The sequence below is a fragment of the Klenkia terrae genome, from assembly GCF_037083865.1.
Classification (GTDB): domain Bacteria; phylum Actinomycetota; class Actinomycetes; order Mycobacteriales; family Geodermatophilaceae; genus Klenkia; species Klenkia terrae.
This window is the reverse complement of the sequence record NZ_JBAPLV010000013.1, coordinates 64,691-76,427: the sequence shown is the minus strand read 5'-3', so window position 1 is coordinate 76,427 and position 11,737 is coordinate 64,691. Positions and strand designations below refer to the sequence as shown.

13 protein-coding genes and 1 tRNA gene are annotated in these 11,737 nt (G+C 72.5%); 3 read left to right on the top strand and 11 right to left on the bottom strand.

Features of this window, described 5'->3' with window-relative positions:
• Positions 1-2: 2 nt before the first annotated feature.
• From UXQ13_RS13010 to rplJ, 4 genes are all read right to left on the bottom strand, one after another.
• Entirely contained in the window at positions 3-824 is an 822-nt protein-coding gene (locus UXQ13_RS13010; RefSeq protein WP_225232939.1) for an MlaE family ABC transporter permease, read from the bottom strand.
• On the bottom strand, positions 821-1,933 hold the full coding sequence (locus UXQ13_RS13005; protein WP_225232940.1) for an ABC transporter ATP-binding protein: 1,113 nt from the start codon (positions 1,931-1,933) through the stop codon (positions 821-823). The genes UXQ13_RS13010 and UXQ13_RS13005 overlap by 4 nt, the downstream gene beginning before the upstream one ends.
• Before the next feature lie 292 nt (positions 1,934-2,225).
• A complete protein-coding gene (gene rplL, locus UXQ13_RS13000) occupies positions 2,226-2,615 on the bottom strand; it encodes a 50S ribosomal protein L7/L12 (RefSeq protein ID WP_225232941.1) in 390 nt (129 codons plus the stop codon).
• A gap of 15 nt (positions 2,616-2,630) precedes the next feature.
• The gene (gene rplJ, locus UXQ13_RS12995; RefSeq protein WP_263639360.1) at positions 2,631-3,251 is read right to left on the bottom strand and encodes a 50S ribosomal protein L10; all 621 of its coding nucleotides are present in this window, start codon (positions 3,249-3,251) and stop codon (positions 2,631-2,633) included.
• Positions 3,252-3,585: 334 nt separating this feature from the next.
• Here rplJ and UXQ13_RS12990 point away from each other — a divergent pair, with 334 nt between their 5' ends.
• Both UXQ13_RS12990 and UXQ13_RS12985 read left to right on the top strand, forming a co-directional pair.
• Positions 3,586-4,911, top strand: a complete 1,326-nt coding sequence (locus UXQ13_RS12990) for an SAM-dependent methyltransferase (RefSeq protein WP_225232942.1) — start codon at positions 3,586-3,588, stop codon at positions 4,909-4,911.
• A gap of 137 nt (positions 4,912-5,048) precedes the next feature.
• Complete coding sequence (locus tag UXQ13_RS12985) at positions 5,049-5,870, top strand: DUF1295 domain-containing protein (RefSeq protein ID WP_225232943.1); 822 nt, start codon at positions 5,049-5,051, stop codon at positions 5,868-5,870.
• 335 nt (positions 5,871-6,205) lie between these two features.
• On the opposite strand, the gene rplA is transcribed toward UXQ13_RS12985, so the two are convergent.
• The 5 genes from rplA to UXQ13_RS12960 form a co-directional block, all read right to left on the bottom strand.
• Positions 6,206-6,928, bottom strand: a complete 723-nt coding sequence (rplA, locus tag UXQ13_RS12980; RefSeq protein WP_225232944.1) for a 50S ribosomal protein L1 — start codon at positions 6,926-6,928, stop codon at positions 6,206-6,208.
• A gap of 77 nt (positions 6,929-7,005) precedes the next feature.
• The gene (gene rplK / locus UXQ13_RS12975) at positions 7,006-7,434 is read right to left on the bottom strand and encodes a 50S ribosomal protein L11 (protein ID WP_225232945.1); all 429 of its coding nucleotides are present in this window, start codon (positions 7,432-7,434) and stop codon (positions 7,006-7,008) included.
• A gap of 103 nt (positions 7,435-7,537) precedes the next feature.
• Positions 7,538-8,455: a transcription termination/antitermination protein NusG gene (gene nusG / locus UXQ13_RS23680; RefSeq protein ID WP_225232946.1), complete on the bottom strand. Its 918-nt coding sequence runs from the start codon at positions 8,453-8,455 to the stop codon at positions 7,538-7,540.
• A 70-nt stretch (positions 8,456-8,525) separates the two neighbouring features.
• Positions 8,526-9,155: a preprotein translocase subunit SecE gene (secE, locus tag UXQ13_RS12965; RefSeq protein ID WP_225232947.1), complete on the bottom strand. Its 630-nt coding sequence runs from the start codon at positions 9,153-9,155 to the stop codon at positions 8,526-8,528.
• 97 nt (positions 9,156-9,252) lie between these two features.
• Positions 9,253-9,325: transfer RNA gene (locus tag UXQ13_RS12960), tRNA-Trp, on the bottom strand.
• A 222-nt stretch (positions 9,326-9,547) separates the two neighbouring features.
• On the opposite strand from UXQ13_RS12960, the gene UXQ13_RS12955 reads away from it, so the two are divergent.
• Positions 9,548-10,813, top strand: a complete 1,266-nt coding sequence (locus UXQ13_RS12955) for a pyridoxal phosphate-dependent aminotransferase (protein WP_225232948.1) — start codon at positions 9,548-9,550, stop codon at positions 10,811-10,813.
• Between the two features lie 33 nt (positions 10,814-10,846).
• On the opposite strand, the gene UXQ13_RS12950 is transcribed toward UXQ13_RS12955, so the two are convergent.
• Together UXQ13_RS12950 and UXQ13_RS12945 are read right to left on the bottom strand one after the other, a co-directional pair.
• Positions 10,847-11,272 carry a MaoC/PaaZ C-terminal domain-containing protein gene (locus UXQ13_RS12950; RefSeq protein WP_225232949.1) on the bottom strand — a complete coding sequence of 142 codons (426 nt, stop codon included), beginning with the start codon at positions 11,270-11,272 and terminating at the stop codon, positions 10,847-10,849.
• Entirely contained in the window at positions 11,272-11,718 is a 447-nt protein-coding gene (locus tag UXQ13_RS12945; RefSeq protein WP_225232950.1) for a MaoC family dehydratase N-terminal domain-containing protein, read from the bottom strand. The genes UXQ13_RS12950 and UXQ13_RS12945 overlap by 1 nt, the downstream gene beginning before the upstream one ends.
• Positions 11,719-11,737 lie beyond the last annotated feature (19 nt).

The window sequence follows — 11,737 nt, the reverse complement described above, 5'->3', positions numbered from 1 at the left end:
CGTCACTGCCCCTTCGGCGGCACGAGCTGGAAGTAGATCGCGGTGATGACGAAGTTCACCGCGAACAGCAGCAGGAAGGTGATGACGACGGACTGGTTGACCGCGTCGCCGACCCCCTTGGGTCCGCCACCGGCCCGCAGGCCCTTGTAGGAGGCGACGATGCCGGCGATCAACCCGAAGATCAGGGCCTTGATCTCCCCCGACCAGAAGTCCTGCACCTGGGCCAGCGCGCTGAACGAGGCCAGGTAGGCCCCCGGCGTCCCGCCCTGCAGGATGACGTTGAAGAAGTAGCCGCCGGTCACGCCGACCACCGAGACCAGCCCGTTGAGCAGCACCGCGACCAGCATCGAGGCCAGCACGCGGGGCACCACCAGGCGCTGGATCGGCGAGATGCCCAGCACCTCCATCGCGTCGATCTCGTCGCGGATCTTGCGGGCGCCGAGGTCGGCGCAGATGGCCGACCCACCGGCGCCGGCGATCAGCAGCGCGGTGACGATCGGGCTCGCCTCGCGCAGCACGGCCAGCACCGACGCCGACCCGGTGAACGACTGGGCCCCGAGCTGGCGGGTCAGCGAGCCCAGCTGCAGGGCGATGACCGCGCCGAAGGGGATGGCGACCAGCGCGGTGGGCAGGATCGTCACCGAGGCGACGAACCAGGTCTGCTGGATGAACTCGCGCAGCTGGAACGGGCGGCGGAACACCGCCCGGATGACGTCCAGGGCGAAGGCGAACAGGTTGCCGCTGGCCCGCAGCGGGCGCAACGGCGACAGCTTGCCGTCCAGCAGCCCCGGTGCCTTGGGCTTCTCGCCCGGGGTTGCCGTCACGGACGGCCCCGCGGGTCGGGGACGACGAGCTCGGCGCCGTCCTCGGTGCGCCACTCGCGACCGCCGGCCGCGGTCGGGGCGTAGCTGCCGGAGTCGGCGAGGGCGAGCAGGTCCGCGGGCAGGCTGGCGCGGATGGCGTCGGCGGTGGCCGGGTCGTAGGTGTGCAGCATCCGGGCCACCCGCTCCTGGCGGCGGCGCACGGCCTTGCGCTCGGGCAGGCCCGGGGAGGGCTCCAGCTGCGGCGGCACGGCCTCGCCGCCGGAGGCGCCCTTGGGGCCCACGCCGTTGTGCTGGTCCCCGCCACGCGCCTCCAGGGCGGCCATCTCGGCCTCGACCTGGGCGACGTCCTTCTCCTCGCTCATCCCGATCGGCCCCTCGCGGCGGCCGTTGAGGAACTGGCGGACGACGGGCTCCTGGCTGGTGAGCAGCTGCTCGCGCGGGCCGAACATCGCCAGGTGCCGGCGGAAGAGCAGACCCAGGTTGTCCGGCACCGTGCGGGCGGTGCCGATGTCGTGGGTGACGATCAGGAAGGTGGCGTCGATCTGGGCGTTGAGGTCGACGATCAGCTGGTTGAGGTAGGCCACCCGGACCGGGTCCAGGCCGGAGTCCGGCTCGTCGAAGAGGATGACCTCGGGGTCCAGCACCAGGGCGCGGGCGATGCCGGCGCGCTTGCGCATCCCGCCGGAGATCTCGCCGGGGAGCTTCCCCTCCGTGCCGGCCAGCCCGACCATGTCCATCTTCTCCATCACGATGGAGCGGACCTCGGACTCGCTCTTCTTGGTGTGCTCGCGCAGCGGGAAGGCGATGTTGTCGTACAGGTTCATCGAGCCGAAGAGGGCGCCGTCCTGGAACAGGACGCCGAACAGCCGCCGGACGTCGTACAGGTCGCGCTCGGAGCAGCTGACGATGTCGGTGTCGCTCATGACGATCGAGCCGCGCTCGGGCTTGAGCAGGCCGACGAGGGACTTCAGGAACACCGACTTTCCGGTGCCCGACGGGCCGAGCATCACCGAGATCTCGCCCGGCGGGAGCGTGAGGGTGACGTCGCTCCAGATGTTCTGGCTGCCGAAGGACTTGGTCAGACCCTCGACGTGCACGGCGACACCCACGGTCGACCTCCTCCACCGGCTCCGGTGCCGGATCCTCGCCACCCGCACAGCTGCACGGGCCCCGGCATCATGCGGCCACCGGGACGGCGGCGCATGTCTACCGGGGAGTAACGAAGGACGAGGTTAGTGGTTACGCGCGTCACGGCAATCGGGTGGCCCCCGTCTCACCCCGATCGTTACCAGGGCACGCAGCAGGGGCCGCCCCCCCGAGGTGGAGGACGGCCCCTGCTGGTGTGCGGTGGTGCTGGTGGTCACCCGCGGGCGACCGGCCCGGCGAGCGCCGGGCGGGGTGTCACTTGACGGTGACGGTGGCGCCGGCGCCCTCGAGGGCAGCCTTGGCCTTCTCCGCGGCGTCCTTGGCGACCTTCTCCAAGACGGGCTTGGGCGCGCCGTCGACCAGGTCCTTGGCCTCCTTGAGGCCCAGGGAGGTGAGACCGCGCACCTCCTTGATGACCTGGATCTTCTTGTCGCCGGCGGCCTCGAGGATGACGTCGAACTCATCCTGCTCGGCAGCGGCCTCGGGGGCGGCGCCGCCGCCGGCCGGGCCGGCGGCAGCCACGGCCACGGGGGCGGCAGCGGTGACGTCGAAGGTGGTCTCGAACTCCTTGACGAAGTCCGACAGCTCCAGGAGCGTCATCTCCTTGAAGGCGTCGAGCAGCTCGTCGGTGGACAGCTTGGCCATGTCTTCTCCTACTGGTCAGTCGTCGCTGGCCGCGGGCGCGGCGTCAGCGTCGGTGTCGGGGGTGGTGGGTGCAGCAGCGGCGTCCTCGGCCGGAGCGTCGGCGGCGGGCAGGGTCTCCCCGGCCGCCTCCTTCTTCTCCTGCAGGGCGGCGGCGAGACGGGCGACCTGCGACAGCGGGGCCTGGAACAGCCCGGCAGCCTTGGTGAGGTTGCCCTTCATCGCGCCGGCCAGCTTGGCCAGCAGGACCTCACGGGACTCGACGTCGGCGAGGCGGGTGACCTCGGCGGCATCGACCGTGCGGCCCTCGACGACCCCGCCCTTGACGACGAGGGCCGGGTTGGCCTTCGCGAAGTCACGGATCGCCTTGGCGGCCTCTACCGGGTCACCGGCGATGAACGCGATGGCGGTGGGGCCGGTGAGCAGCGGTGCCAGGTCGGCGTGGCCGACCGAGTCCGCGGCCCGCTTCGTCAAGGTGTTCTTGACGACGGCGTAGCTGCTGCCCGCACCGAGGGAACGACGCAGCTGGCTCAGCTGCGCCACGGTCAGCCCGCGGTACTCGGTGAGCACCGCCGCACTCGAGTCCTGGAACCGGCTGGTGATCTCCGCGATCGCCGCATCCTTGGCCTGCGTGGGCATGGGCCTCCTCTCTCAGTCGGGGCGACCACCGGAGGAGGCACGGCGCGCACACGATCGAGAGGGCCGGAGACGACGGACGCCCCGGCGCGAGGCGCACGGGGCGTGTGCCGGTGCAGGGCACCGGCAGACGATCCGTTCACCTGCGCGGGTCGCCCGGACGGATCCGGGACCTTCGATCGCACGCGGACGTGCGACGACCAGCGGTCTGGGGGGAACTCGCGCAAGAGTACGCCATCGACACGACCACCCGGTACCGGCATCCGGCGCACCCCCGTCGTCCGAACACCGGAGGATCTACCCGGACGCCCCGCCGCACGACAGGAGCACACCCCGCATGAGCAGCACCCCCCAGAACCGGCCCAGCACCGACCGCTCGGTCGCCGGCCGGTTGGCCGGCCTGGTCGGCGAGGTCTTCGGCGGCCGCCTGCCGGTCCGCATCCGCGCCTGGGACGGCAGCGAGGCCGGCCCGGTCGACGCCCCCGTCGTCGTGCTGCGCAGCCGCACCGCCCTGCGCCGACTGCTGTGGGACCCGAACGAGCTCGGCCTGGCCCGGGCCTACGTGGCCGGGGAGATCGACGTCGAGGGCGACCTGGCCGAGGGCCTGTCCCGGGTCTGGTCGCTGGTCCGCGAGCGCCCGCCAGCCCTGCCCACCGTCCGCGACCAGGTCCGCTGGGCCCGGACGGCGGTCCGCCTGGGCATCGTCGGGCGCCGGCCGGCGGCGCCGCCGGAGGAGGCCGTGCTCTCGGGCGAGAAGCACTCCACCGACCGGGACAGCGACGCGATCAGCTACCACTACGACCAGAGCAACGACGTCTACCAGGCGCTGCTCGACGAGCACATGGCCTACTCCTGCGCCTACTTCCGCGAGGACCCGGCGACCGACCCGGGCGCCGCCGACGGCAGCTACACCGTCACCGACGCGCAGCGGGACAAGCTCGAGCTGGTCTGCCGGAAGCTGGGCCTGGAGCCCGGCATGCGACTGCTGGACGTCGGCTGCGGCTGGGGCTCGATGATCCTGTACGCCGCCCAGCACCACGGCGTGCACGCCACCGGGGTGACCATCTCCGCCCAGCAGCGCGACCACATCGAGAAGGTCGTCGCCGAGCGCGGCCTGGCCGACCGCGTGACCGTGCGGCTGCAGGACTACCGCGACGTCCCGCTGCCGGCCGAGGGCCCCTACGACGCGATCAGCTCGATCGAGATGAGCGAGCACGTCGGCCAGGAGCAGTACCCGGTCTACGCCGACACCCTGCACCGCCTGGTCCGCCCCGGCGGCCGGGTGCTGGTGCAGGCCATGAGCCACCCCAGCGCCCCCGGCGGCGGTGCCTTCATCGAGCGCTACGTCGCCCCCGACATGCACATGCGCCCGACCTGGCAGACCGCGGAGATGCTGGCCCGCCCGGGCCTGGAGCTGCGCGACGTGGAGAGCATCCGCGAGCACTACGACTGGACGGTCCGGGCCTGGGCCCAGCGCCTGGAGGACCGGTGGGACGACGTCACGGCCATCATCGGCGAGGCCGGCGCCCGGATCTGGCGGCTCTACCTGGCCGGGGGCGGCCTGACCTTCGCCGAGAACCGGATGGGCGTGGACCAGCTGCTGTTCGTCAAGCCGCGGCCGGACGGCCGCAGCGACATGCCGGCGACCCGCCGCCGCTGGTAGAAGGACCTGACCGCCCCCCACGGCGCGCTCCGCACGCCGCGGGCCCCTGCGGTCAGGCCGTTCCATAAGCTCAGACCCCGGCGGGCACCTCGCCGGGCGGCAGGGTCGAGCAACCGGCCCGGGACGAGGAGCTCGTGATGGACGTCGGGGTCGACTGGGGCGCGCTGGGCGTCAACGCGCTGATCACGCTGGCCGTGCTGCTGGTGGTCTTCACCGGCACCTGGCTGCTGGCGCTGCGGCTGGGCCGGCACTCGGTGATCGACGTGGTCTGGGGCATGGGCTTCGTCGTGGTGTCCCTGGTCGGTCTCCTGGTCGCGCAGGCCGGTGACCACGGGGACCTGGGTCGCCAGCTGCTCGCGCTGGCGCTGACGACCGCGTGGGGCGTGCGGCTCGCCGTGCACATCGGCCGGCGCAACGGCACCAAGGAGGACCCGCGCTACGAGGACATCCTCGCCCGCGCGAAGGGCTCACCGGCGGCGCACATCTACCGGCGGGTCTACCTCAGCCAGGTCGCGGTGCTGTTCGTGGTGTCCCTGCCGCTGCAGGTGGCCGCCTACCAGGAGGGCCCGGCGACGTCCGGGTGGCCGCTGGTGCTCGCGCTGCTGGGCGTCGTCGTCTGGTCGGTCGGGTTCACCTTCGAGACCGTCGGCGACTGGCAGCTCGAGCGGTTCAAGGCCGACCCCGCCAACAAGGGCGTGGTCAACGACCGCGGGCTGTGGCGGTACACCCGGCACCCCAACTACTTCGGCGACGCCTGCGTCATGTGGGGGCTCTGGCTGCTCACCGCCGGCCACTGGTCGGGCCTGGTCTTCGTCATCTGCCCGGTGCTCATGACCGCCAACCTGGTCAAGGGCTCCGGCGCGGCCATGACCGACAAGCGGATGAAGAGCTCCCGCAAGGGCTTCGCCGAGTACGTGGAGCGCACCAGCGGCTTCGTGCCGTGGTTCCCCAAGGGCTGAGTTGATCGCGATCCTCCGGATCGCACCGCGGCCACGGGACGCACCCCGGTCGGGCTGAGCCGCTGCGCGTTCCGCGGGAGGAGGTCTCCGACCCCCGTCCCGCGGAACGTCGCCTGGGGGCACCTACCGGCGGACGTCACCGGACTCGACTGCTGCAGGCTGGGTCAACCCTCGCCGGCGCCCCTTCGGCCAGGTCGTGGCCGCGGGGAAGGGGCGCTGCGGTGGGTGGACCCAGGCTGCTGCAGACGGGATGCCCGACTGCCCCGACCCGGGTCGGGAACGCAGGACGCCCCCCGCAGCTGGGCTGCGGGGGGCGTCCTGGCGTGCGGCTGTGCTCAGACCTGGGAGGCCTCGTCGACCAGCAGGTTGCGGGTGCGGTTCGGGTCGACCTGGATGCCCGGGCCCATCGTCGTGGAGACGGTGACCTTGCGGACGTACCGGCCCTTGGCGGCCGAGGGCTTGGCGCGCAGCACCTCGTCGAGGGCGGCGGCGTAGTTCTCGACCAGCTTGGCCTCGTCGAAGGAGACCTTGCCGATCACCAGGTGCAGGTTGGACTGCTTGTCCACCCGGAAGTTGATCTTGCCGCCCTTGATGTCGTTGACGGCCTTGGTGACGTCGGGGGTCACGGTGCCGGTCTTCGGGTTCGGCATCAGGCCACGGGGGCCGAGGATGCGGGCGATCCGGCCGACCTTGGCCATCTGGTCCGGGGTGGCGATCGCGGCGTCGAAGTCCAGGAAGCCGCCCTGGATGCGCTCGATCAGGTCCTCGGAACCGACGACGTCGGCGCCGGCGGCCTCGGCCTCGGCGGCCTTGTCACCGGTGGCGAACACGATGACGCGGGCGGTCTTGCCGGTGCCGTGGGGCAGGTTGACCGTGCCGCGGACCATCTGGTCGGCCTTGCGCGGGTCCACCCCGAGGCGGATCGCGACCTCGACGGTGGCGTCGTACTTGGTCGGCGACGTCTGCTTCGCCAGCCCGGCTGCCTGCAGCGGGCTGTACAGCTGGTTGGCGTCGACGAGCTCGGCTGCCTTGCGGTAGCCCTTTCCGTGCTTGGCCATGGGGAACTCCTCATCCGCCCGGTTCGTCCGGGCGATCGCGTGGTGAACGGGCCTGGCCGGCCCTCCCACGGGTGCTGCTAGTTGACGGTGATGCCCATCGACCGGGCGGTGCCGGCGATGATCTTCTCGGCCTGGTCGATGTCGTTGGCGTTCAGGTCGGCCATCTTGACCTGGGCGATCTCGCGGACCTGGTCACGGGTGACCGAGGCGACCTTGGTCTTGTGCGGCTCGCCCGAGCCCTTCTCGACACCGGCGGCCTTGAGCAGCATGCGCGCGGCCGGCGGGGTCTTGGTGATAAAGGTGAACGAGCGGTCCTCGAAGACGGAGATCTCGACGGGGACGACGTCGCCGCGCTGGGACTCGGTCTCGGCGTTGTACGCCTTGCAGAACTCCATGATGTTGACGCCGTGCTGGCCGAGCGCCGGACCGACGGGCGGCGCAGGGGTGGCCGCGCCGGCCTTGATCTGGAGCTTGATGACCGCGGTCAACCGCTTCCTGGGGGGCATGACTTCCTTCTATCTGGGGTGACGTGACTGCATGGCCTTGGTTGCAAGGCCTCGGTGCAGGGTCCCATTCCGCGCGGAGCGTGGACTGGGGGGCACCGAGGTCCTACAGCTTCTGGACCTGGCTGAAGGAGAGCTCGACCGGGGTCTCGCGGCCGAAGATGGAGACCAGCACCTGCAGCTTCTGCTGCTCGGCGTTGATCTCGTTGATGGTGGCCGGGAGGGTCGCGAACGGCCCGTCCATGACCGTGACCGACTCGCCGACCTCGAAGTCGACCAGCGGCGTGCTCGGGCTGCCGGGCGTGGCCGACGGGGCGTCGGGGGTCGCAGCCTTCGCCGTGTTCGCCGGGACCAGCAGCTTCACGACCTCGTCCAGGCTCAGCGGGGAGGGACGCGAGGTGGCGCCGACGAACCCGGTGACGCCGGGGGTGTTGCGGACCGCGCCCCACGAGTCGTCGGTGAGGTCCATCCGGACCAGCAGGTAGCCGGGCAGCACCTTGCGGTTGACCTGCACCCGCTTGCCGTTCTTGATCTCGGTGACCTCTTCGGTCGGGACCTCGATCTGGAAGATGTAGTCCTCCATGTCGAGGCTGGTGATCCGCGACTCGAGGTTGGTCTTCACCTTGTTCTCGTAGCCGGCGTAGGAATGGATGACGTACCAGTCGCCGAACGCCGTCGCCAGCGCCTTGCGCATGGCCTCGGCCGGGTCCTCGTCCTCCTCCTCGGCGGTCGCGAGGACCTCCTCGGTGAGGGGGTCGTGGTCGGGCGCCGGCTCCAGGGTGGTGTCGCCCACCAGGGCGTCGTCCACCGCACCCCGGGCGTTGCCGCTGCCGCCCGCGACGGCGTCGGCCATCGGGTTGTCGGCGGTCAGGTCGGCGGTGTCGACCGAGCCCTCGGCCGCCCCGGTCTCGCGCACGCCGGTCTCGGCGTCGACGGCACCGGTCGTGGCGTCCGTGTCGGCGTCGGCCGTCGGCTCCTCGGTGGCGGCGTCGACGGCCTCGTCGGTCTCGCGGGGGTCGGTCACGGGGTGGGTCTCTCTTCTGTGCGTCGGTGGTGCGTGCTCTGGTCGGTGTGCCGGTGCGGCCGGCCCGGCGTCAGCCGAAGACGGCGATGACGCCCTGGGCGAAGAGGATGTCCAGCCCGGCCACCAGCGCCACCATCACGGCGACGAAGACGATGACCACCGTGGTGTAGGTGATCAGCTCGCGCCGCCCGGGCCAGATGACCTTGCGGAGCTCGGCGACGACCTCGCGCAGGAACCGGCCGATGCTGCGCTTCTCGCGCAGCTCCGCGGCGCGAGCCCGCTCGGCGTCGGCCCGGGTGCGGGTCTCGTCCTTCTTGCCCACGGCGCTCTTGCCTGCGGTGTCACCGCGGGCGGGGCGGGTGGTCCGTGCCTCGCTGGCGGGTCGGCCGCCGGGACGGTCGCGCCGGCGGACCCGGGGGGCCTCGGCCTCGTCGTCGTCCTCGTCGTCCCCGGCGGTGATGGCACCGCGCCGGCGACGGGTGGGGGTGGCGACGACCTTGTCCTCGTCCTCGACCGCCTCCTCGGCGACCTCGTCCTCGGCGGCCTCGAGCTCGGCGGCGTCGTCGACCCCGGGGGTCTCGGCGTCGATCTGCTCGTCGGTGAGCTCGCCGTCGGCGGGCTCGGCGACACCGTCGGCGGGCTCGGAGCGGGGACGACGGGGCGTGCGCCCGTCCTCGGTGCCCGGCTGCTCGTCGCTCACTGCGCCTCGCCTCGTCGTCGGTGTTCGTCTGGTGGGTGATCCGGTCGGCCGGCCCGGGAGGGCCGCTGACCTGCACGCCGGCGGACCGGCGGACGGGCAGGGGTGACAGGACTTGAACCTGCAGCCTGCGGTTTTGGAGACCGCTGCTCTGCCAATTGAGCTACACCCCTAGGCACCCGCGCGGAGCGGGCGCCGGGGGTCGTCCCCCGCCGGTGGCGCAGACGGACCACCCGTTGCGCAGGTGGTACCGGGGCACGCCGGTGGCAGGGTGCACGAACCCCAGGCGAGAAGTGTACGTGACCCGGTGCGGGGGCGGCCACGGCCCGGTCCGACCGTGGTCGGCGGGGGGCCTGCGGGGGCCACGGGGAGGGTCGGGCTGACACGATGTGCCCATGACCGCCCCGACCGCCCCGGGGCCCGGCACGCCGGGGCCCCAGCAGCCGCCCGTCTCCCCCGCCGACCGCCGGGTCTCCCGGCGGATCGCCTCGATCGCGGAATCCGCCACCCTGGCCGTCGACGCCAAGGCCAAGGCGCTCAAGGCGGCCGGCAAGCCGGTCATCGGGTTCGGCGCCGGCGAGCCGGACTTCCCGACCCCGGACTACATCGTCGAGGCGGCCGTCCAGGCGGCCCGCAACCCCACCTACCACCGCTACACCCCGGCCGGCGGGCTGCCCGCGCTCAAGGAGGCCATCGTCGCCAAGACGCTGCGCGACTCCGGCGTGCAGGCCACCCCGGCCGACGTGCTGGTCACCAACGGCGGCAAGCAGGCCGTCTACGAGGCGCTGGCCACGATGCTCGACCCGGGCGACGAGGTGCTGCTGCCCGCGCCCTACTGGACCACCTACCCCGAGGCCATCCGCCTCGCCGGCGGCGTGCCGGTGCCGGTGGTCGCCGACGAGCAGTCCGGCTACCTGGTGTCGGTGCGGCAGCTCGAGGCCGCGCGCACCCCGCGCACCAAGGTCCTGCTGTTCTGCTCGCCGTCCAACCCGACGGGTGCGGTGTACCCGCCCGAGCAGGTCGAGGAGATCGGCCGGTGGGCCCTGGAGGCCGGCCTGTGGGTGCTGACCGACGAGATCTACGAGCACCTGACCTACGGCGGGGTGACCGCGCCCTCGATGCCGGCGGTGGTGCCGGAGCTGCAGTCGCGCTGCGTGATCGTCAACGGGGTGGCCAAGACCTACGCGATGACCGGCTGGCGGGTGGGCTGGATCCTCGGGCCCTCCGACGTGGTCAAGGCCGCGACGAACCTGCAGTCCCACGCCACCTCGAACGTGGCCAACGTGTCGCAGGCCGCGGCCATCGCCGCGCTCACCGGCGACCTCGCCGCGGTGGACACCATGCGGGCGGCCTTCGACCGCCGCCGGCAGACCATCGTCTCGATGCTGCGGGAGATCCCGGGCATCGCCTGCCCCGAGCCGCAGGGCGCGTTCTACGTGTACCCGTCGGTGAAGGCGCTGCTCGGCCGGGAGATCGCCGGCCGGACGCCGACCAGCAGCGTCGAGCTGGCCGAGGTCATCCTGGAGGAGGCCGAGGTCGCCGTCGTCCCCGGGGAGGCCTTCGGCACCCCCGGCTACCTGCGGCTGTCCTACGCGTTGGGCGACGACGACCTGGTCGAGGGGATCAGCCGCATGCAGCGGCTGCTGGGCAGCGCCGGCTGACCCGCAGGGCCCCCTCGCCCACCGAGGGGGCCCTCAGAGCTGGACGACGGCCCGCGCGAGGCTCAGGACCTTCTCGCCGCCGCTGGTGACGGTGAGGTCGACGCGTACCCGGTCGTCGTCCAGCAGCGCGGCGACGCGCCCGGCGACCACGACCTCGGCACCGAGGGCGTCGTCGGGCACCACGACGGGGCGGCTGAACCGCACCGAGTACTCGACCAGCGCACCGGGGTCACCGGCCCAGGCGGTGACGGCCCGGGCCGCGAGGCCGGCGGTGAGCATGCCGTGGGCGATGACGCCGGGCAGGCCGACCTCGGTGGCCACCCGCTCGTTCCAGTGGATGACGTTGAAGTCCCCCGACGCGCCGGCGTAGCGGACCAGGTCCGCCCGGGTCACGGTCGAGGACTGCACGGGCAGCTCGGTGCCGACCTCGACGTCGGCCAGGCGCACCACGGCGGCCATCAGGCACCGCCCCGGGCGACGAGCATCGCGCTGGTGCGGCAGACGGGCTCGCCGTCCTCGGTGGCCAGGTCGACGCGGGTGGTGAGCATGTCGTTGCTGGCCACGGTGCGGACCGCCTCGATCGAGGCGGTGGCGACCAGCCGGTCACCGGCCCGGATCGGGCGGTGGTGGACGAACTTCTGCTCGCCGTGGACGACGCGGCTGTAGTCGATCGAGACGTCGGGGTCGTCCAGGACGACCTCCCCGGCGCCGAGGCTCAGCACGATGGCGAACGTCGGCGGGGCGATCACGTCGGGGTGCCCGGCCGCGCGCGCGGCGACCGGGTCGCGGTAGACCGGGTCGGGGTCACCGAGAGCGGTGGCGAACTCGGCGATCTTCTCGCGACCGACCTCGTACACGGCAGAGGGCGGGTAGCTGCGCCCGACCAGTCCTGCGTCCAGCGCCATGCTCCCCGCCCTCTCGACG